Source organism: Stenotrophomonas sp. YJH_SMC_20, assembly GCF_059367845.1.
The window spans coordinates 157,035-175,642 of the sequence record NZ_JCAFRG010000005.1 but is presented as its reverse complement, the minus strand read 5'-3'; the positions used below and the strand labels follow the sequence as shown (position 1 = coordinate 175,642).

Below are 18,608 nucleotides of genomic sequence, written 5' to 3'. Positions count from 1 at the left end.
TCAGGTACCTACGCAGCGCAGTGGGCTCCGACCAACCCTCAGCCAGGCATCATTCCAGCGCGTAGCGCAGGGTGAACAGCACCGCCACCAGCCACACCGCCGGATGCACTTCGCGCCAGCGGCCGGTGCCCGCCTTCAGCGCGGCATAGGCGATGAAGCCGAAGGCCAGGCCGTTGGCAATGGAGTAGGTGAACGGCATTGCCAGCGCACACAGCGCGGCCGGCACCGATTCGGTCAGGTCGCTCCAGTCCACCTCCACCAGTTCGCGCAGCATCAGGCCGGCCACGAACAGCAGCGCCGGTGCGGTGGCATAGCTGGGCACCATCGACGCCAGCGGGGAGAACAGCAGCGCGGCCAGGAACAGTGCCGACACAACCAATGCGGTCAGGCCGGTGCGGCCGCCCACCTGCACGCCCGAGGCGCTTTCGGCAAAGGCCGTGGTGCTGCTGGTGCCGAGCACCGAACCGGCCACGATGGCGGTGCTGTCGGCCAGCAGCGCGCGGCCGAAACGCTTCTGCGCGCCGGGCAGCTTCAGCAGGCCGGCGCGACCGACCACGCCGTACAACGTGCCGGTGGCATCGAACACTTCCACCAGCACGAACACCAGCACCACCTGCAGCAATACGGCGATCGGCGCACCACCGTCGTGGTGCAGCAGGCCCGGCAGGTCCAGCTGCAGGAAGGTCGGCGCCAGGCTCGGCGGCAGCGAAACCAGGCCCTGGTACTGCACATCGCCCAATGCCCAGCCGGCGCCGGTCACCGCCAGGATGCCGATCAGGATCGCACCACGCACGCGGCGCGCTTCCAGCACCGCGATCAGCAGGAAGCCGGCCAGTGCCAGCAGCGGCGGCGCCGTGTTCAACGGTCCCAGTGCCACCAGCGTATCTTCATTGCCGACAATCACGCCGGATTTCTGCAGCGCGATGATCGCCAGGAACAGGCCGATGCCGGCCACGATGGCCGAGCGCAGCGACGAAGGAATGCCCGATACCAGCCATGCCCGAACGCCGGTCAGTGACAGCACCAGGAACACCAGGCCGGAGATGAACACCGCCGCCAGCGCCTGCTGCCACGGCAGGCCGGCAGCACCAACCACGGTGAAGGCGAAGAACGCGTTCAGGCCCATGCCCGGTGCCATGCCGACCGGGAAGTTGGCGGCCAGCGCCATCACCGCCGAACCCAGTGCAGCAGCCAGGCAGGTGGCCACGAACACCGCGCCGGCGTCCATGCCGGTGGTGCCGAGGATCTCGGGGTTCACGAAGACGATGTAGGACATCGTCAGGAAGGTGGTGACACCGGCCAGCAGCTCGGTGCGCACGGTGGTGCCGTGCTGCTGCAGCTGGAACAGGCGCTCGAACAGGGACATGGGGAATCTCGACCCGTTGGTGGTGGGTACCGACCGTTGGTCGGTACGCCTTGAAGCGTCACCACCAACGGTGGTGACCTACCGAAAGGAGAAAGGCCGCGCGAGCGCGGCCTTTCCGGTTGCCTTACTTCAGCGCCTTGAAGCGCAGGCGCTTCGGCGCAGCGTCGTCGCCCATGCGGCGCTTCTTGTCTTCCTCGTACTCGCGGTAGTTGCCCTGGAAGAACTCCACGTGCGAGTCGCCTTCGAAAGCGATGATGTGCGTGGCGATGCGGTCCAGGAACCAGCGATCGTGCGAAATCACGAAGGTGTTGCCCGGGAACTCCAGCAGCGCATCTTCCAGCGCACGCAGCGTTTCGATGTCCAGGTCGTTGGACGGTTCGTCCAGCAGCAGCACATTGCCACCCTGCAGCAGGGTCTTGGCCATGTGCAGGCGGCCACGCTCACCACCGGACAGCGAACCGACCATCTTCTGCTGGTCCTGGCCCTTGAAGTTGAAGCGGCCGATGTAGGCGCGCGACTGGATCTCGATGCCGTTGATGTTGAGGATGTCCAGGCCGCCGGCGATTTCCTGGAAGACGTTGTGGTTGCCTTCCAGCTTGTCGCGGCTCTGGTCCACGTAGGACAGCTGCACGGTCGGGCCGATCACGATCTCGCCCGAATCCGGCTTTTCCTGGCCGGTGATCATCTTGAACAGGGTCGACTTGCCGGCGCCGTTCGGGCCGATGATGCCGACGATCGCGCCCGGCGGAATCAGCATCGAGAGGTTGTCGATCAGCAGGCGGTCGCCGAACTTCTTGGAGACGTTCTTGAACTCCATCACCATGTTGCCCAGGCGCTCGCCCGGCGGAATGAAGATTTCGTTGGTCTCGTTGCGCTTCTGGTAATCCTGCGACTGCAGCTCTTCCAGGCGGGCCAGACGGGCCTTGCCCTTGGAACGGCCGCCCTTGGCGTTCTGGCGCGACCACTCCAGTTCCTTCTGGATCGCCTTCTGGCGGGCCTTTTCCTGGTTTTCTTCCTGCTTCAGGCGCTCATCCTTCTGCACCAGCCATTCGGTGTAGTTGCCCTTCCACGGAATGCCGCGGCCGCGGTCCAGTTCCAGGATCCACTCGGCGGCGTTGTCCAGGAAGTAGCGATCGTGGGTAACGGCCACCACGGTGCCGGTGTAGCGCGCCAGGAACTGTTCCAGCCATTCCACCGACTCGGCGTCGAGGTGGTTGGTCGGTTCGTCCAGCAGCAGCATGTCCGGCTTCTGCAGCAGCAGGCGGCACAGCGCCACGCGGCGCTTTTCACCACCGGACAGGTTGGCGATCTTGGCATCCCACGGCGGCAGGCGGAGCGCATCGGCGGCCACGTCCAGCTGGTTTTCCAGGGTATGCGCATCACCGGCGGCCAGGATCGCCTCCAGGCGCTCCTGCTCCTTGGCCAGCGCGTCGAAGTCGGCACCTTCCTCGGCGTAGGCGGCATACACCGCTTCCAGCGCAGCCTGCGCCTGCAGCACTTCGCCCACGCCTTCCTCGACCGACTCGCGCACGGTCTTGTTCGGGTCCAGTTCCGGTTCCTGCGCCAGGTAGCCGACCTTGATGCCCGGCTGCGGGCGGGCCTCGCCCTCGAAATCGGTGTCCACGCCGGCCATGATCTTCAGCACGGTGGACTTGCCGGCGCCGTTCAGGCCCAGCAGGCCGATCTTGGCACCCGGGAAGAAGGACAGCGAGATGTCCTTGATGATCTGCCGCTTGGGCGGGACCACCTTGGACACGCGGTTCATGGTGTAGATGTATTGCGACGACATGAGGTCTCCGTAGGCGCGGCCCTGCACCCGACCCGTCACGGGAACATCCCGTTGCGGCAGCGGGCACAGACTGGAATGGAATACCGCCAATTATAGCCGGAACCGGTTCCGGGCCGCGCCCGGCGCAGGGGCGCCGGCTGGCCGTGGCCTGAATACTCCGTCACAGTCCTGCAGCGGGAAGCGTTTCCAGCCGGAAACGGTTCAGATCGGTTGCGCAATATGGGCTCACCACCACCCAAACAGAGGTCTGACATGCGCATCAATCGAGTAATGGCCAGCGCCGTGGCCTCTGTGCTGGCGCTCGGTGCCGTGGCTCCCGCCTTCGCCGACAACGACCACCGTCGCGGCCACGACCGCCGCGAGTGGCGCGAGGACCGCCGCGAGTGGCGACAGGACCGCCGTGACTGGGAACGCGACCGCCGTGAGGCCCGGCGCGACTGGGAACGCGACCGCCGCGACTGGCACCGCGACCATGACCGCTACTACCGCCCGGCACCGCCGCCGCGCGTGGTCTATCGACCGGCCTATGGCCCTGGCTACGGCTGGAAGGTCGGCCACCGCTACCGCGACTACTACCGTGGCCCGATCTACGTGGTGAACGACTACCCGCGCTACCACCTGCGCCGCCCGCCGCATGGGCACCACTGGATCCGCGATGACCGCGGCAACATGCTGCTGGTGGCGGTGGCAACCGGCATCATCGCCGACTACATCATCAACAGCCGCTGAGCCGGCGGCCACGTCCACGCATGGCGTGGATCCACTGGCATGCACGGGGCCGGATTCCTTCGGAAGTGCCGGCCCCGTCCTTTTCGGCCCCGGCGGGCCGGTGCGGGGCTACAATCAGGGGCTGAGCCGTACCCCTTTCCCTGCCTGCTGGAGTACCCGATGTTCCCGCGTGACGTCCGCATCGAATCCTACGATCCCGAACTGGCCAAGGCCATTGCCGCTGAAACCCAGCGCCAGGAAGACCACGTCGAGCTGATCGCCAGCGAGAACTACACCAGCCCGGCGGTGATGGAAGCCCAGGGCAGCCAGCTGACCAACAAGTACGCCGAAGGCTACCCGGGCAAGCGCTACTACGGCGGCTGCGAATACGTGGACATTGCCGAGCAGCTGGCGATCGACCGCCTCAAGCAGCTGTTTGGTGCCGACTACGCCAACGTGCAGCCGCACAGCGGCTCGCAGGCCAACCAGGCCGTGTACTTCGCCCTGCTGCAGCCGGGTGACACCATCCTCGGCATGAGCCTGGCCCACGGCGGCCACCTCACCCACGGTGCCAAGGTGAATGCCTCGGGCAAGCTGTTCAACGCCGTGCAGTACGGCGTGAACGACCAGGGCCTGATCGATTACGACGAAGTCGAGCGCCTGGCCCTGGAGCACAAGCCGAAGATGGTCGTTGCCGGCTTCTCGGCCTATTCGCAGGTGATCGACTGGGCGCGCTTCCGCGCCATCGCCGACAAGGTCGGTGCCTACCTGTTCGTCGACATGGCCCACGTGGCCGGCCTGGTCGCCGCTGGCGTCTACCCGAGCCCGCTCGAGCACGCCCACGTGGTGACCTCCACCACCCACAAGACCCTGCGCGGCCCGCGTGGCGGCATCATCATCGCCAAGGGCGCCGACGAAGACCTGGTCAAGAAGCTGCAGTCGATCGTGTTCCCGGGCATCCAGGGCGGTCCGCTCATGCACGTCATCGCCGGCAAGGCCGTGGCCTTCAAGGAAGCGCTGGAACCGGCCTTCAGGACCTACCAGCAGCAGGTGGTGAAGAACGCCCAGGCGATGGCCAACACGCTCATCGCGCGCGGCTACAAGATCGTCTCCGGCGGCACCCAGAACCACCTCATGCTGGTGGACATGATCGGCAAGGACGTGTCCGGCAAGGACGCGGAAGCCGCGCTGGGCAAGGCCCACATCACCGTCAACAAGAACTCGGTGCCGAACGACCCGCGTTCGCCGTTCGTGACCTCGGGCCTGCGCCTGGGTACCCCGGCGGTGACCACCCGTGGTTACGTCGAACAGGACTGCGTGGACCTGGCCAACTGGATTGCCGACGTGCTCGATGCACCGAACGACGACGCTGTCATTGCCCGCGTGCGCGACGCCGTCAGCGCGCAGTGCCGCAAGTACCCGGTCTACGGCTGATCGGGTTGGGGTCGGACCCCTTCCCGCAGGGAAGGGCTCTGACCCCGGCATTGCAGCGATCGCGCATGGATGAGCGCCGCCTCAAATACCTGTACGCCACCCTGGCCGTGCTGTTCGGCCTGCCCAGCCTGGTGGCCGGCGGCGTTGCGGCACTGATGCTGCTGCTGACGGGGCTGGGCCAGTTCGGCCATGGCACGCTGGCTGCGGTGACCGTGATGCCGCTGTGGGGCCTGGCCGGCATTGCCGGCTGCCTGGCTTGGTTGTGGCTCAGCGCCGGGTATCTGCTGCAGGGGCGTGCCGGGCTGCAGGTGCATCGCCTCTGGTGGTGGATGCTGCTGGCCGGCGGTCTTGCCGCCGTGCCCCCGCTGGGGCTGGCGCTGTGGTGGAGCAGCACCGTCCACGCCGAAGGCATCGCCCTGCTGCTGTTGGGCCCGTCGATGCTGGTGCCGGCTGCGATGCTGGTGTGGATCAAGCGCCGGGCATGACGTGGCCCATGGAAGGACATCGAACGCATGGATGAGCGCCTGCACAAGCGCTGGATGGCGATCGCCGGCCTGCTGGTGGGCCTGCCCACCGTGGCGGCAGGCGGCACGGGTGCCGTGCTGGGGCTGATGGCCGTATGGGACGGCAAGTACCTGACGGGCGACGAGTACACGCTGTTGCTGCTGTGGTCGTCGGCCGGCATCATCGGCCTGCTGTCGTGGCTGTGGCTGAGCGGGCTGTTCCTGTGGCGCGGTGTTGCCGGCCTTCGCCAATCACCGGTTGCCGCCTGGGCCGGCCTGGCGCTGGGCGTGCTGGCCGCGTTGGGCGTGGTCGCCGCCACGCTGTACTTCACCTTCAAGCACGGGGAGATCTCGACATTGGGCTTCCTCGGCTTTGGCCCACCGCTGTTGGTGATGGCCGGGCACCTGGTGTGGCTGCGCCGGGGCGCGACCGACGCTGTGTGACTGGTGGTTGGAAGTTTCAGAGAAATTGCATGGTGTGCTGCAGGCGTCAGAACTAGGGTCTTCCGAACTACTGAAAGGAGCCCCCGATGCAACCCTGGCGCCGCCGACACGGCCTCTACCTGCTTCTCCACAGCCTTCTTTTTTCCATTCCCTGCGCGTTGGCTGGCCTGTTGGGTTCGCTGCTGTTGCTGCTAGGGGTATGGGCGCGTGGCGGTGACAACAGCGCAGTTCTTGGATTGCTTGCGATGTGGGGTCTGCTCTCCGTGACGGCGATCCCGCCTGTTTACCAGCTCACAAACACGTGGCAGATGCACGGACCGGATGGATTGAAGCCCGCCGCGCCAGTGCTGGGAACGCTGTTTCTAGTTTCAGCTGCTCAGGCTGTGTCCGCGTTGGTGATAACAGTTTCAAGTCTTGGAGTGCATCCGATACTGCTGATATTGGCAATCGGTTGGGGGGCTCCCTGGATCAGCCTTGCCTGCCACTTCCGATGGCTGTCGAAAGCCAGCGGACAAGTGAAGTGAAGCCGAGTTTGCTGGTTGGGCCCTTCTCAAGTGCTGTTGCGACTCAGTCATGACCGTGCCAGCAGGTATTCCCCTGAGCCAGGCGTGCCGATTCGCCTTCGGCATGGTCGCCGCCACGTTGTAGATCACCGTCAAGCAATGAGAGATATCGACGCTGGAGTTGCTCGGGCATGGGCCGCGATTGCTTGTGATGGAGGGGCGGCTGGTGTGGCTGCGCAGGGAGCACGAACGTCGACTCTCCCACGCAGCTGACTTTCAGACAAATTGCATGGTGTGCGGAAAACCTGCCGCTCAACCTTTCCGCAGTCTTCATTCCGGGGTAGCCCATGAACACGCCGGGTCGCCAGAAGCCTGTTGGTTTGCTTCTGCATCTCCTGCTGTTTTCCATTCCATGTGCTCTGGCGGGGGCATTGATCGCGTTGGTGCTTCTGATGGCATGGCTCAGCCGCCAGCCATCGGAAGTGTTTCTGATGGCCGCCGCAAGTTGGGCGCTCATGTCGGTATGGAGTGCCTACACAGCGCCGATGCTGGCGAACACCTGGCGGACTGCAGGTTCCCAGGGGCTGTGTTCCAAAGCTGCCTGGTTGGAGGCTTTGCCCATTGTTTCTGCAGTCCAGGCGGCGGCAGTTGCGGCGATGCTCTTTGCGGCGATTGGGTGGGACCCCGGACTATTGCTGGTTATGCCTTTCCTGATCGTCTTCGGTGCGCCTTGGGCCAGCCTGAGCTTGCACTTGCGATGGCTGGCAAAGCTGGAGAAATGAGTTGCCCGGTGTGCGCGCCGCCGGTATCTCCGCCCCGAACGGCCATTCTCCGACGAGCCGCGATGGGGCGTTGGGTCTACAGTCTACGCATCACGGTGGTAGTGCTGGCGCCCGACACTCCCCGACCACGGCCGAGCGCTGCCCGGATTTGCTGCCGAACGCTTTCTCAGGTACCTTTGCGACGCTGCCATGACCATGGCAATTGCTCCCTGAGCCAGGCGTTCCATGCATTGCCCCTTCTGCCAACATGCCGATACCCGGGTCATCGACTCGCGCGTCTCTGAAGACGGCGCGACGATTCGCCGTCGGCGGGAATGCGAAGCCTGCGGCGAGCGCTTCAGCACCCTGGAAACGGTCGAGCTGAAGCTGCCGGCCATCGTCAAGAGCGATGGCACCCGTGAAGCGTTCGACCAGCGCAAGGTCCGCGCGGGGTTCGATCGCGCGCTGCAGAAGCGCGCGGTGCCCGAAGAAAAGATCGAAGCAGCGGTACGTGCGGTGGTGCACCAGCTGCGTATCAGCGGCGAGCGCGAAGTGCCCTCGATCAAGGTTGGCGAGTTCGTCATGAACGAACTGCGCAAGCTCGACCACGTGGGCTACGTGCGCTTCGCTTCGGTGTACCGCAGCTTCGAGGACGTCGCCGATTTCCGCGAGGAGATCGAGAAGCTCGAGCGCGAGCTGCCGGCCAGTACCGAACAGCTGCAGCTGCTGGGCGATGTGATTGCCCTGACCAAGAAAAAGAAAGGCTGACTGCCTCTGCCTTGGGGGTGCCAACCTTGGGGGGGCACCGGTGGCCGCATTCACTGGTGGGTGCCAACCGTTGGTTGGCACTGACGGCATGGATCCACACCGGCGGCGTTACCATGGCCGCATGACCACCCCGTTCTCCGCCCTCGACCACCTGCACATGGCCAACGCGCTGCGCCTGGCCATGCGCGCTGCCTACACCACCCGTCCCAACCCGATGGTCGGCTGCGTCATCGCCCATGGCGAACGCGTGGTCGGGCAGGGCTGGCACCAGCGCGCCGGTGGCCCGCATGCTGAAGTGTTCGCGCTGCGCGAGGCCGGCAGCGGCGCCCGTGGCGCCACCGCCTACGTCACCCTGGAACCCTGCGCGCACTACGGGCGCACGCCACCGTGTGCGCTGGCACTGATCGAAGCGGGCGTGTCGCGTGTGGTCGCGGCGATGCGCGATCCGTTCCCCAAGGTCGATGGCGGTGGCTTCGATCTGCTGCGCAATGCCGGCATCGACGTCGCCGAAGGGCTGATGGCGGCACAGGCGCGCGAGCTCAACAAGGGTTACCTGTCGCGCGTGGAGCGCAACCGCCCGTGGCTGCGGGTGAAGCTGGCCGCCAGCCTCGATGGCCGCACCGCGATGGCCGATGGCAGCTCCAAGTGGATTACCGGGCCGGCCGCGCGCGAAGACGTGCAGCACTGGCGCGCACGTGCGGGTGCAATCCTGACCGGCGCCGACACCGTGATTGCCGACGACCCGATGCTGACCGTGCGCCTGGCCGATACCGAGGTGATGCCACCGCTGCGCGTGGTGCTCGATTCGCGCCTGCGTTCGCTCGAATGCAGCCGCGTGCGCGAAGGCGGGGCCCCGACGCTGTACCTGCACGATGCGGCGGTGAGCGCGCCGGATGCGGCCGACGCCGAATTCGCCAGCGTGCCCAGCGCAGAGGGACGGTTGGATCTGGGGGCGGTGCTGGCCCTGCTGGCCGAACGCGGTATCAACGAAGTGCATACCGAAGCCGGCGCGACGCTGGCCGGTGCCTTGCTGCGCGGCGGCTGGGTGGACGAGCTGCTGCTGTACCAGGCCCCCACACTGCTGGGCGACGGCGGACGCCCGTTGCTGACCGGCCTCGGCATCGATGGCATGGACCAGCAGCGCCGCCTGCGGGTGGTTGACCAGCGCCAGGTCGGCGAGGACATCAGGCTGCTGCTGCGGCCGTGAGGGAATGGCGGTATCTCCGGCGTCGTCAGGTGCCCTTGTCCTCGTCCTCGTCTTCGTAGGCGGGGCACTGTTCTTTCCACTGCTGCTTCCACAGCACGTGCAGGTCGCGGCAGTAGGCACTGAGCGCTTCCCCCGCCAGCTCTGTCGACTTCGACCGTAGTCTGCGGCGGCTGATGCCGTCGTCGTACTCGTCCGGCAGGACCGTCGGTGCACATCGATCGTGGTACTGCAGGAAGGCGCGGCAGTCGTCGTTCTCGCTCAGCTGTGCATCGATGTCCCTGTCACGTAGCTGGTTCGACTCGAAGGCAACCGATGGACGGACGATGAAGGTCTTGGGTCTGTACGCTTCGGCCTGCCCACTCACCATCAGCGCCAGCAGCATGACGGTAGTCGACGTCGTACGATGTTTCATGCGGTTGCCCCGGTGGAAGAGGGCAACAGCATTGACCATGCGGGCCGCGCAAGGCCATGCAACGGTTCCGAAAGTGCGCTCGCCGTTGCCGCAGGTAACGATGAGCCGAGCGTGGACCCGGCTCTAGCTCGCGCTTACGCGCATTCGTCGGTCCACATCATTTCGGCGATCGGGCGCAGCGCCTTGCACTCCTGCGTCATCTCATCGGCTGACTTCACCTGCGCCTTGGCCTTCAGTTCCTCGGCCATCGCATCCACGCCGCTGATCTGGTCCGGCGCGATCTTCGCCACGCAGGCGCGGTGCTGCTGCAGCAACAGGTCGCAATCCGGAACGCCGGTCACCTTCGGCGCGTTGGCCGCCTGCGCGTCCTGCATCCAGTCCTCGAACGGCGCCAGCGCACCGGCTACGGTGCCCACCAGATCGTCAAAATTACCGCTGTACCAGTAGCCGTTGTCCTTGGCCGGGTACAGGGTGAAGGTGCCGTTGACCGGCACGCGCATGCCACTCAGCAGTGCCTGGGTATAGGCATCGGTGAACTGCTTGCGCGCGGCCGGGCTGGCATCGTCGGCCAGGCTGGCGGCGAACAGCGGGCGGACCTTGCCCAGGTCGGGCACCTGGCAGCTGTAGCTGATCCGCGCCAGCTTCTGGTCTTCAACGTATTCGTTGTCTTCGATCACGCTCTTGGTCGCGCGGCACTTCGAATCGCGCAGCGCCTTGGCATACAGCGCTTCGGTGCCCGCAGCGTCGACCTTGGCGCCGGTGCTGGCCAGTACCGTCTGCCAGGGTTCGGCCAAGGCCTTGGCCAGCGCACCCGGGTTGGGGGTCACGGCATCCTGGCCCTCGAACGCCGGCTTCAGTGCGTCGTTGAGCGTGCGCGTGGCGGTGGCATCGTCCTCCAGCAGCACGCGCGCATACAGGTCGAAGGCCTGCTCGGGTGCCAGTTGGGCCGGTGCCGCGCTGGCAATCAGCGGGGCGCACAGCAGCACGCTGGCCAGAAGGGTACGGGTGGGGGTCTTCATGACGGTGTTTTCCTGTTCCAGAGGCGCGCAAGCCTAGCGCATCCAGCACTACTTTCGATGGCGGCCAGAGGTCACATGGCGGTGTACCCCGGCCAAAAAAACGGGCCCCTTGCGGGGCCCGTTCGATCGCACGACGAGGAGCGATCGTTGGATCAGAAGCTGGCGCGGACGCCGGCCGAGTACTGGGTGACGTCGCGGTAGCCGGAGATCTCGCCCACCAGACCCCAGGTCCTGGTGAAGTTGATCTGGCCGCCGACGGTGCCGACCCAGGTGCCCTTGAAGTTGTTGCCGCCGTCCATGTAACCGGCCTTGACCCAACCTTCGGTCATGCGCGACGGCTTGCCACGGATACCCAGGGTGACGCGGCCCAGGTTGGTGTGGTCCTTCTGGCTGAAACGCAGGCCGTCGTAGCGGACGGTGGCTTCGGCGTTCTGGCGCACCCATGCGGCATCGGCGGTGAAGTCCAGGCGGTCGGTCCACGGCATGTGGTAGCCGATGCCGAGCTCCGGCTGGTTCAGTTCCAGCTTCAGCGAATCATTGCCGTAGTGATTGGTCTTGCTGGTGCGCGACCAGCCACCGAACACGTAGACCTGTTCGGCGATCGCCACGGAACCACGCAGGTAGCCGCCGTCGACCTTCGGGTCGTCCAGTGCGTTGTCGTCAACCTTGACCTGCGTCCAACCGCCTTCGACGTAGGTGTAGCTCAGGGCGTCGGCCGAAGCCGAGAGCGGGGCGGCGGCCAGCAGGGCGGCCACGATCAGCATCTTGCGCATGGGAATTCCTGTGAATTTCAGTCCATTGGCGGGCCAGCCCTCTCGGCTACCCGTGGGCGACCTCATGTCGTCCGCTGCGAATTTTAATGAAAGTTTTACAAATTGCGAGCGACGGCCGTCACAGCTGTGGCATCCAGCCCCGTTCAGCCCGGGCTGGTACACTGGCCACGCCGGTTCGCCGGTACACAAACGTCTTCAGGGCGGGGTGCAACTCCCCACCGGCGGTAGGTGCGCAAGCACGAGCCCGCGAGCGCTCCGGCCCACGGCCGGGGGTCAGCAGATCCGGTCCAATGCCGGAGCCGACGGTCATAGTCCGGATGAAAGAAGACGGTGCCACAGGGCCTTCGCGGCCCTGCGCCCGCCTGTTTGCCTTGCGGCGTTTTTCGCTCACTTTTCGCGGAGAACGTTACTTGTTTACTGGAATCATCGAAGGCGTCGGCCGTCTGGCCGCACGCGAATCCATCGGCGGCGATGTCCGCTTCACCTTCAATGTCGGAAACCTGCCGTTCGACAACGTGCAGATGGGCGAGAGCATTGCCATCAACGGCGTCTGCCTCACCGTCATCGCATTCGACGCCAGCAGCTTCCAAGCCGATGCCTCCACCGAAACCCTGGGCCTGACCACGCTGGGCCAGCTGGGTGAAGGGGCGGTCATCAACCTGGAGCGCGCCATGCGGCCGACCGACCGCCTCGGCGGCCATCTGGTCAGCGGCCACGTCGACGGCCTTGGCCAGGTCCTGTCCATCCACGAAGACGCGCGTGCCCAGCGTTGGCGTTTCGCCGCGCCGGCCTCGCTGCGCCGCTACATCGCCAGGAAGGGCTCGATCTGCGTGGACGGCGTCAGCCTCACCGTCAACGAAGTGGACGATGAGGGTTTTGAAGTCGCCCTGATCCCCCACACGGTAGCCAACACCGCCTTCTCCGCCACCGGCGTGGGCAACGCGGTCAATCTGGAAATCGATCTGGTCGCCCGTTACGTGGAGCGGCTGATCAGCGTGCCGACCAACGGTCAGCACCCCCAGGGAGACGTCGCATGAATTTCGCCCCGATCCCGGAAATCCTGGAAGACATCCGCCAGGGCCGCATGGTGGTCATCGTCGATGACGAAGACCGCGAGAACGAAGGCGACCTGATCATGGCCGCCGAGCTGGTCAAGGCAAGTGACATCAACTTCATGGTCACCCACGGCCGCGGCCTGGTGTGCCTGCCGCTGACCCGCACCCGCGCCGCCGACCTCGGCCTGGCGCCGATGGTGCAGGCCAATACCGCGCAGTTCCAGACCAACTTCACGGTCAGTATCGAGGCCGCCGAGGGCGTCACCACCGGCATTTCGGCACATGACCGCGCGCACACCATCCGCACCGCGGTGAAGCCCAACGCCAAGCCGTCGGACCTGCACCAGCCGGGCCACATCTTCCCGCTGATCGCCCAGCCGGGCGGCGTGCTGACCCGCGCCGGCCACACCGAAGCCGGCGTTGACCTGGCCATGCTGGCCGGGCTGGAGCCGGCTGGCGTGCTGGTGGAGATCCTGAACCCGGATGGCAGCATGGCGCGCCGCCCGGAGCTGGAAGTGTTCGCCCGCGAGCACGGCCTGAAGATGGGCTCCATCGCCGACCTGATCGCCTACCGCCTGGCTACCGAAAAGACCGTCGAGCGCGTGGACGAGCGCGAGATCGACACCGAATTCGGTCCGTTCAAGCTGGTGACCTACCGCGACCGCATCGCCCACGACCTGCATTTCGCTCTGGTCCGCGGCACCCCGGACGCGGACACCCCGACCCTGGTACGTGTGCAGGTGGAAAACCCGCTGGCCGACCTGCTGCACTGGCGCCGTGACGACTTCGGCGTGGCGGCCACCGATGCCCTGCGTGCGATCGATGCCGAAGGCGCGGGCGTGATGGTGGTGCTGTCGGCCCCACGCGACGGCGAAGCCCTGCTGGCCCGCCTGCGCCAGCAGCCGGCACCGGTGGTGCCGGGCAAGGACAAGGATGTGGGCCAGTGGCGCCGCAACGGTGCCGGCGCACAGATCCTGTCCGACCTGGGCCTGGGCAAGCTGCGCGTGCTGGGCACCCCGCGCCGCCAGATCGGCCTGGCCGGGTATGGCCTGGAAGTGGTGGAGACGGTCACTCTGTAATGGGTAGTGCCGGCCGCTGGCCGGCAACCGCATTCCCTGGGATTGCCGGCCAGCGGCCGGCACTACCGGTAGGTGCCGACCATGCCCTACCTCGGGTGGGTGCCGACCGTTGGTCGGCACAGCCCTGGGCCTCCGCCAGCCACGGCCGGGGCCCATCCACGCTAGAATTACCCCCTTATCGAGTCCCCAAGCCGCATATGAGCCACTTCGAAGGCGATCTTCGCACTCCCGAATCGGCGCGCTTCGCCATCCTGGCCAGCCGCTGGAATGCCCGCATCACCGACACGCTGGTCGCTGGCGCCCGTCAGAGCCTGGCCGGCAACGGCATCACCGAAGCCAACATCGACGTGATCCGCGTGCCGGGTGCCTGGGAGCTGCCGCTGGTGGCCGCGCGCCTGGCCGCCGCCCACGAACACGCCGCCATCCTCACCCTGGGTTGCGTGATCCGTGGCGATACCCGTCATTACGAACACGTGGCCGACCGCTGCGCCGAAGGCCTGATGCGCGTGCAGCTGGATTTCGGCGTGCCGGTGCTGAACGGCGTGCTGGCGGTGGAACGCGTTGAAGACGCCGAGGCCCGCGCAGGCGGCAGCCACGGCAACAAGGGCGAGGAAGTCGCACTCGCCGCATTGGAAATGGTCAATCTTCTGGAGCAGCTGCCATGAACAAGAACACCCAGGGCAAGCCCTCCGGTAAACCCGTCCGTCGCGATGGCGTCGATCCGGTGCTGCGCTCGCGCGCCCGCCGTCGTGCCGTGCAGGCCATCTACGCCTGGCAGATCTCCGGCGGCAACGCACAGTCGCTGATCGCCCAGTTCGCCCACGAGCAGGCCCGCGAAATTGCCGACCTGGCCTACTTCGAGGCGCTGGTGCACGGCGTGCTCGACAACCGTCGCGACATCGACGAAGCCCTCGGCCCGTACCTGGACCGCGGCATCGAAGAAGTGGACGCGATCGAACGTGCGGTGCTGCGCCTGGCCGCCTACGAGCTGCGTTACCGCCTGGACGTGCCATACCGCGTGGTGATCAACGAAGCCATCGAATCGGCCAAGCGTTTCGGTTCCGAACATGGCCACACCTACGTCAACGGCGTGCTGGATCGTGCCGCCGTGGAATGGCGCAAGGTCGAATCGGGTCACTGACCCGATTCCTGTAGAGCCGAGCCATGCTCGGCTCACCGTGCAGCGCACGGTTGCGTCCGGCAGTGCGGCGCGTGATCGAACTGCAGCCGAGCATGGCTCGGCTCCACATGAAAGTAGAACGCCCCATGTCCCTGGCCGAATTCGCCCTCATCGAACGCATCCGCGCCCGTACCCTCGAGCGCGACGACATCCTGCTCGGCATCGGTGACGACGCCGCGCTGCTGCAGCCGCGCGCCAACGAGCAACTGGTGGTCACCGCCGACACGCTCAACAGCGGCGTGCACTTCCCGGTGGAAACCCCGGCCTTCGACATCGGCTGGAAGACCCTGGCGGTCAACCTGTCGGACCTGGCCGCGATGGGCGCGCGCCCGGCGTGGTGCACGCTGGCACTGTCACTGCCGGAAGCGTCTGAAGACTGGATCGAGGCCTTCGCCGATGGCTTCTTCGCCCTGGCCGACCAGCACGACATCGCGCTGATCGGTGGCGACACCACGCGCGGTCCGCTGTCGCTGTCGGTGACCGCGATGGGCCAGGTCGGGCGTGGCCAGGCCCTGCGGCGCGACCGCGCACAGGCAGGCGATGACATCTGGGTCAGTGGCACGCTGGGCGATGCCGCCGGCGCGCTGCGCCTGTGGCAACAAGGTGCGTTGAGCATCGCCACCGCCACGCTGCTGGCCGACTACGAAAGCCTGCGCCTGCGCCTGCTGCGGCCGACGCCGCGAGTGACTCTGGGCCTGCGCCTGCGGGCCTTCGCGCACGCGGCGGTGGATGTGTCCGACGGCCTGCTGGCCGACCTCGGTCATATCGCCACGCGCAGCAACGTGGCCGCGCATGTGGATGCCGATTCGCTGCCGATCTCGCACGCGCTGCGCGATCTGCTCGGCCGCGACGGTGCGCGTGACTGCGCATTGCGCGGTGGCGATGACTACGAGCTGTGTTTCACCGCCGCCGCCGATCAGCGCGACGCGCTGCACTACCTGGCCGAATCGCTGGACGTACCGCTCACCCGCATCGGCCGCATTGCCGAAGGGCAGGGCGTGCACGTGGATGGCGAAGCCGCCGACGGCGGATACCAGCACTTCGCGTAGCCGCAGCGGTACCGCCCTGCTGGGTGCCAAGCTTTGGGGGTGGGGTCAGATCCCTTTGCGCCGCAAAGGGATCTGACCCCAAGTGTGCACTATTTGGTTGACGTGGCATTTGTAGAGCCGAGCCCACGCTCGGCTGCAATCCGATTGGATCGTGATGAGCCGAGCGTGGGCTCGGCTCTACAGTTGCCATTACACCGCCCGCAACTGCACATCCACATACTCGGCCAGCCCACGGCAGGCCAGCAGCAGCCCTTCGCGCGCGCCGTCATCCATGTGTTGGTCGATATCCCCGTCCACGCGGACGCGTTCGGTGGCGTGCAGCAGTTCCAGCAGGAAACTCAGCCCCGCATTGGCGCGGTCGATGCGCGCCAAGGCCAAGCGCTGCCCGGGTGTGCGGTTGCTGCCGGGCCACGGCTGGCCATCGGCGGCGTCGCCCTGGCGGATGTACTGCAGGCAGGCCTGCAGGGTGATGGCCCCGGCGCTGTTGCCGCTCTGCAGCGCAACGAAGGTGTCTTCCAGCGTGCGGGCCAGGTCATCGGGCAGGCGCGTGGCGGCCTCGCCCAGGGTGGCGAACAGGTGCGGGTAGGGGGAAGCGGTCATGGCGGCGTCCTTGTGCAAGCGGCAAGGGGCCACCCTGCTTAACAGCGAGGGTGGCGGACGGTGCGTGGTTGCAATACCGGTGACCGATGTAGAAACGCCGGCGGGCACAAGGCCCCCGCGCACCGTCCGCCATGTAGGCATAGACGGAATGCCTGCCGACGCCGCCCAGGCACAGGGGAAGGAGGCGACGCCGGCAGGCAAGCGTAAACAACATCGATCAAACGGGATTGCAAGCCCGTGCCACCCGTTGTCGGTGGCGCCACATGATTTGCATGAAGCGCCAATGCTGCCAATGAGAATTGTTGGAAAGTTCGAAAACGTTGCAAATGTTCCGCTCGCACGGGAGCGCGTCAATTACGACAAAGTATGTAGAGCCGAGCCCATGCTCGGCTCATAGCGCAATGCACGGGGTTCAGCCCGATCTGGCCGCAAAGCAGCCGAGCATGGGCTCGGCTCTACAGAAGACGGCTCGCGCGTCAGGCTGCGCTCAAGGGGAGATCTTCGCCTCTGCATCACGCGGCGTGCCGTAATCGTCCAGCCATTGGAACCTTACCGACGCAGGCACCGCTGCGCCGCCAGGAAGCGGCAGCCGCAACTCGGCGCCCGGCGCGACCATGTCCGTTTCCACCGTGCGGCCGTCGGGCAGTGTCAACGTGCTCAGGGTCACGTGGTAGGCGCTGGGGTTACTTACCTGCAGGGCGCCGGCCCGCGCACGCCATTGCAGTTGCCCGGCGGCATCGCGCGGCTTGCCGGGCAGGCCGGCCGGGCGATGGAACAGCTTCACCCGGGTACGCACCGCGAACTGCAGCAGGTTTTTGCTGGCGGCATCGGTGGGTTTGGGCGGAATGTCCAGCAGGTTGAAGTAGAACAGCGATTCACGATCCGTCGGCAGCGGTGTCTCCGACGGGCGCGGCGCGTAAGTAATGCGGTACGCCTGCCCCTGGTGGGCCTGCAGCAGGCGCGGGTCGGCCGGCGTCAGACGGAAGGGCGTGCGCACGTTCTCGGGGCGTGCATGGCTGTCGCCATCGTCAATCCAGACCTGCACCATAGCGGCCTTGTCGCCACCGTTGGTGGCCTTCACGGTTACGTCGCGACCCTGGGCCGCGTCATGCACGATGCGCGTGCCCTGCAGCGTCACCGCTGCTGGTGCCGGCAGCGCCAGGGCACCAGCCAGCAGCGCGGTCATCCACGACATGGCACGAATCTTCATCAGGTCATCCTCCAATAAGGCGCGCCACCACGGGGGTGGCGCGCAGGGGTGTGCCTTACTTGTAAAGCACGATGAAATCGCCCGAGGCGTTGGCCGTGCCGGCCCTGGCGTTCTTGCCCGGCGAGGAATACCAGGCGCTGTAGTCCAGCTGGCCCTTGCCGGCCGCCGGAATGTTCACCCACTGCAGCGGGTCCTCGCCCAGCTTCTGGTGGTTGCCCGCAGCGTCATACAGCGCCACGCCCACGTTGGTGGCCGTGGACGCCGCAGTCAGTGCCAGGTTGCCGGTGCTGCCGTCGGGCGTGCCGCCAAATCGCACACCTATATCCTGCGCAGCGCCGGAGCCGGTGCAGTCCAGCAGGATGCTGAAGTTCTTCATGCCGGCGCGCTCGGCTTCATTCACCCACGCGACGTCCACCTTGCCCATCGGCACGGTGATGGTGCCGCCGGTGGCATCCACCGAGCAGGTGCTGGTCATCAGCTCGCCGGTGATCTCCAGCGTCTCGGCGAAGGCGGTGGGGGATAGCGCCAGCGCAAGCGTGCCAGCAGCAATCAGCTTCAGTCGGTTCGACATGGGAATGTCCTTGGTTAGGAGTCAGGGGATCCGCAGTGAATGTGCCAGCGAATGCGCACAGTGTTTCCAGATGGGTGCGGGACGGACATCCAATTAGTTGCAAGCGTGTTGCCGGTTCCTTGCGATAGCCGCGCCGTTCGGGTCGGTGTTGTCGCTTTGCAATAAATTCAATGGGAA

At 66.2% G+C, this 18,608-nt stretch carries 21 protein-coding genes and 1 riboswitch; of the genes, 13 read left to right on the top strand and 8 right to left on the bottom strand.

From position 1 onward, the window contains the following. Window positions 1-49: 49 nt before the first annotated feature. Window positions 50-1,366: an NCS2 family permease gene (locus tag AC5P6A_RS11060; RefSeq protein ID WP_019661030.1), complete on the bottom strand. Its 1,317-nt coding sequence runs from the start codon at window positions 1,364-1,366 to the stop codon at window positions 50-52. Window positions 1,367-1,490: 124 nt separating this feature from the next. Then, the gene (gene ettA / locus AC5P6A_RS11055; protein WP_005415249.1) at window positions 1,491-3,155 is read right to left on the bottom strand and encodes an energy-dependent translational throttle protein EttA; all 1,665 of its coding nucleotides are present in this window, start codon (window positions 3,153-3,155) and stop codon (window positions 1,491-1,493) included. Between the two features lie 252 nt (window positions 3,156-3,407). On the opposite strand from ettA, the gene AC5P6A_RS11050 reads away from it, so the two are divergent. The 8 genes from AC5P6A_RS11050 to ribD all read left to right on the top strand — a co-directional run bounded on the left by AC5P6A_RS11050 (window position 3,408) and on the right by ribD (window position 9,483). Next, a complete protein-coding gene (locus AC5P6A_RS11050) occupies window positions 3,408-3,884 on the top strand; it encodes an RcnB family protein (RefSeq protein WP_019661032.1) in 477 nt (158 codons plus the stop codon). 159 nt (window positions 3,885-4,043) lie between these two features. After that, window positions 4,044-5,297, top strand: coding sequence for a serine hydroxymethyltransferase (gene glyA / locus AC5P6A_RS11045; protein ID WP_019661033.1), 1,254 nt, complete (start codon window positions 4,044-4,046; stop codon window positions 5,295-5,297). Window positions 5,298-5,362: 65 nt separating this feature from the next. Next, window positions 5,363-5,782: a hypothetical protein gene (locus AC5P6A_RS11040; protein WP_111098850.1), complete on the top strand. Its 420-nt coding sequence runs from the start codon at window positions 5,363-5,365 to the stop codon at window positions 5,780-5,782. Window positions 5,783-5,809: 27 nt separating this feature from the next. Beyond that, window positions 5,810-6,244, top strand: coding sequence for a hypothetical protein (locus AC5P6A_RS11035; protein ID WP_171953415.1), 435 nt, complete (start codon window positions 5,810-5,812; stop codon window positions 6,242-6,244). 86 nt (window positions 6,245-6,330) lie between these two features. Next, a complete protein-coding gene (locus AC5P6A_RS11030; protein WP_005415254.1) occupies window positions 6,331-6,768 on the top strand; it encodes a hypothetical protein in 438 nt (145 codons plus the stop codon). Window positions 6,769-7,094: 326 nt separating this feature from the next. Continuing rightward, window positions 7,095-7,529, top strand: coding sequence for a hypothetical protein (locus tag AC5P6A_RS11025; protein ID WP_146257500.1), 435 nt, complete (start codon window positions 7,095-7,097; stop codon window positions 7,527-7,529). Between the two features lie 225 nt (window positions 7,530-7,754). Further along, window positions 7,755-8,276, top strand: a complete 522-nt coding sequence (gene nrdR / locus AC5P6A_RS11020; RefSeq protein WP_019661036.1) for a transcriptional regulator NrdR — start codon at window positions 7,755-7,757, stop codon at window positions 8,274-8,276. A gap of 121 nt (window positions 8,277-8,397) precedes the next feature. Beyond that, complete coding sequence (ribD, locus tag AC5P6A_RS11015) at window positions 8,398-9,483, top strand: bifunctional diaminohydroxyphosphoribosylaminopyrimidine deaminase/5-amino-6-(5-phosphoribosylamino)uracil reductase RibD (RefSeq protein WP_171953416.1); 1,086 nt, start codon at window positions 8,398-8,400, stop codon at window positions 9,481-9,483. Window positions 9,484-9,508: 25 nt separating this feature from the next. On the opposite strand, the gene AC5P6A_RS11010 is transcribed toward ribD, so the two are convergent. The 3 genes from AC5P6A_RS11010 to AC5P6A_RS11000 all read right to left on the bottom strand — a co-directional run bounded on the left by AC5P6A_RS11010 (window position 9,509) and on the right by AC5P6A_RS11000 (window position 11,687). After that, window positions 9,509-9,895 carry a hypothetical protein gene (locus AC5P6A_RS11010; RefSeq protein ID WP_171953417.1) on the bottom strand — a complete coding sequence of 129 codons (387 nt, stop codon included), beginning with the start codon at window positions 9,893-9,895 and terminating at the stop codon, window positions 9,509-9,511. A 134-nt stretch (window positions 9,896-10,029) separates the two neighbouring features. Then, window positions 10,030-10,914: a hypothetical protein gene (locus tag AC5P6A_RS11005; protein WP_171953418.1), complete on the bottom strand. Its 885-nt coding sequence runs from the start codon at window positions 10,912-10,914 to the stop codon at window positions 10,030-10,032. Between the two features lie 152 nt (window positions 10,915-11,066). Beyond that, complete coding sequence (locus AC5P6A_RS11000; RefSeq protein WP_021204340.1) at window positions 11,067-11,687, bottom strand: outer membrane beta-barrel protein; 621 nt, start codon at window positions 11,685-11,687, stop codon at window positions 11,067-11,069. A 187-nt stretch (window positions 11,688-11,874) separates the two neighbouring features. After that, window positions 11,875-12,020, top strand: a riboswitch (FMN riboswitch). A gap of 77 nt (window positions 12,021-12,097) precedes the next feature. On the opposite strand from AC5P6A_RS11000, the gene AC5P6A_RS10995 reads away from it, so the two are divergent. The 5 genes from AC5P6A_RS10995 to thiL all read left to right on the top strand — a co-directional run bounded on the left by AC5P6A_RS10995 (window position 12,098) and on the right by thiL (window position 16,050). Beyond that, window positions 12,098-12,724 carry a riboflavin synthase gene (locus tag AC5P6A_RS10995; protein WP_021204341.1) on the top strand — a complete coding sequence of 209 codons (627 nt, stop codon included), beginning with the start codon at window positions 12,098-12,100 and terminating at the stop codon, window positions 12,722-12,724. Beyond that, entirely contained in the window at window positions 12,721-13,821 is a 1,101-nt protein-coding gene (ribB, locus tag AC5P6A_RS10990) for a 3,4-dihydroxy-2-butanone-4-phosphate synthase (RefSeq protein WP_021204342.1), read from the top strand. The genes AC5P6A_RS10995 and ribB overlap by 4 nt, the downstream gene beginning before the upstream one ends. 197 nt (window positions 13,822-14,018) lie before the next feature. Beyond that, the gene (ribH, locus tag AC5P6A_RS10985) at window positions 14,019-14,486 is read left to right on the top strand and encodes a 6,7-dimethyl-8-ribityllumazine synthase (RefSeq protein WP_005408061.1); all 468 of its coding nucleotides are present in this window, start codon (window positions 14,019-14,021) and stop codon (window positions 14,484-14,486) included. Beyond that, window positions 14,483-14,962: a transcription antitermination factor NusB gene (gene nusB / locus AC5P6A_RS10980; RefSeq protein ID WP_005415268.1), complete on the top strand. Its 480-nt coding sequence runs from the start codon at window positions 14,483-14,485 to the stop codon at window positions 14,960-14,962. Before ribH ends, nusB begins: the two co-directional genes overlap by 4 nt. A 125-nt stretch (window positions 14,963-15,087) precedes the next feature. Then, entirely contained in the window at window positions 15,088-16,050 is a 963-nt protein-coding gene (thiL, locus tag AC5P6A_RS10975) for a thiamine-phosphate kinase (RefSeq protein WP_134731594.1), read from the top strand. Window positions 16,051-16,239: 189 nt separating this feature from the next. Here the strand turns inward: thiL and AC5P6A_RS10970 are convergent, their stop codons facing one another. The 3 genes from AC5P6A_RS10970 to AC5P6A_RS10960 form a co-directional block, all read right to left on the bottom strand. Then, on the bottom strand, window positions 16,240-16,650 hold the full coding sequence (locus tag AC5P6A_RS10970; protein ID WP_180877092.1) for a hypothetical protein: 411 nt from the start codon (window positions 16,648-16,650) through the stop codon (window positions 16,240-16,242). Window positions 16,651-17,137: 487 nt separating this feature from the next. Continuing rightward, entirely contained in the window at window positions 17,138-17,860 is a 723-nt protein-coding gene (locus AC5P6A_RS10965; RefSeq protein WP_180877093.1) for a fimbria/pilus periplasmic chaperone, read from the bottom strand. A gap of 55 nt (window positions 17,861-17,915) precedes the next feature. Next, on the bottom strand, window positions 17,916-18,431 hold the full coding sequence (locus AC5P6A_RS10960) for a fimbrial protein (protein ID WP_180877094.1): 516 nt from the start codon (window positions 18,429-18,431) through the stop codon (window positions 17,916-17,918). Window positions 18,432-18,608: the final 177 nt, after the last annotated feature.

What these genes read in the sequence shown, in the direction of transcription:
- thiL (WP_134731594.1), top strand. Translation starts at nt 15,088, where the DNA reads ATGTCCCTGGCCGAATTCGCCCTCATCGAACGCATCCGCGCCCGTACC.
- glyA (WP_019661033.1), top strand. Translation starts at nt 4,044, where the DNA reads ATGTTCCCGCGTGACGTCCGCATCGAATCCTACGATCCCGAACTGGCC.
- ribB (WP_021204342.1), top strand. Translation starts at nt 12,721, where the DNA reads ATGAATTTCGCCCCGATCCCGGAAATCCTGGAAGACATCCGCCAGGGC.
- ribD (WP_171953416.1), top strand. Translation starts at nt 8,398, where the DNA reads ATGACCACCCCGTTCTCCGCCCTCGACCACCTGCACATGGCCAACGCG.
- AC5P6A_RS11025 (WP_146257500.1), top strand. Translation starts at nt 7,095, where the DNA reads ATGAACACGCCGGGTCGCCAGAAGCCTGTTGGTTTGCTTCTGCATCTC.
- AC5P6A_RS11050 (WP_019661032.1), top strand. Translation starts at nt 3,408, where the DNA reads ATGCGCATCAATCGAGTAATGGCCAGCGCCGTGGCCTCTGTGCTGGCG.
- AC5P6A_RS11060 (WP_019661030.1), bottom strand. Translation starts at nt 1,366, where the DNA reads ATGTCCCTGTTCGAGCGCCTGTTCCAGCTGCAGCAGCACGGCACCACC.
- ribH (WP_005408061.1), top strand. Translation starts at nt 14,019, where the DNA reads ATGAGCCACTTCGAAGGCGATCTTCGCACTCCCGAATCGGCGCGCTTC.
- nrdR (WP_019661036.1), top strand. Translation starts at nt 7,755, where the DNA reads ATGCATTGCCCCTTCTGCCAACATGCCGATACCCGGGTCATCGACTCG.
- AC5P6A_RS11005 (WP_171953418.1), bottom strand. Translation starts at nt 10,914, where the DNA reads ATGAAGACCCCCACCCGTACCCTTCTGGCCAGCGTGCTGCTGTGCGCC.
- AC5P6A_RS11030 (WP_005415254.1), top strand. Translation starts at nt 6,331, where the DNA reads ATGCAACCCTGGCGCCGCCGACACGGCCTCTACCTGCTTCTCCACAGC.
- ettA (WP_005415249.1), bottom strand. Translation starts at nt 3,155, where the DNA reads ATGTCGTCGCAATACATCTACACCATGAACCGCGTGTCCAAGGTGGTC.
- AC5P6A_RS10965 (WP_180877093.1), bottom strand. Translation starts at nt 17,860, where the DNA reads ATGAAGATTCGTGCCATGTCGTGGATGACCGCGCTGCTGGCTGGTGCC.
- AC5P6A_RS10970 (WP_180877092.1), bottom strand. Translation starts at nt 16,650, where the DNA reads ATGACCGCTTCCCCCTACCCGCACCTGTTCGCCACCCTGGGCGAGGCC.
- AC5P6A_RS11000 (WP_021204340.1), bottom strand. Translation starts at nt 11,687, where the DNA reads ATGCGCAAGATGCTGATCGTGGCCGCCCTGCTGGCCGCCGCCCCGCTC.
- AC5P6A_RS10960 (WP_180877094.1), bottom strand. Translation starts at nt 18,431, where the DNA reads ATGTCGAACCGACTGAAGCTGATTGCTGCTGGCACGCTTGCGCTGGCG.
- AC5P6A_RS11010 (WP_171953417.1), bottom strand. Translation starts at nt 9,895, where the DNA reads ATGAAACATCGTACGACGTCGACTACCGTCATGCTGCTGGCGCTGATG.
- AC5P6A_RS11035 (WP_171953415.1), top strand. Translation starts at nt 5,810, where the DNA reads ATGGATGAGCGCCTGCACAAGCGCTGGATGGCGATCGCCGGCCTGCTG.
- AC5P6A_RS11040 (WP_111098850.1), top strand. Translation starts at nt 5,363, where the DNA reads ATGGATGAGCGCCGCCTCAAATACCTGTACGCCACCCTGGCCGTGCTG.
- nusB (WP_005415268.1), top strand. Translation starts at nt 14,483, where the DNA reads ATGAACAAGAACACCCAGGGCAAGCCCTCCGGTAAACCCGTCCGTCGC.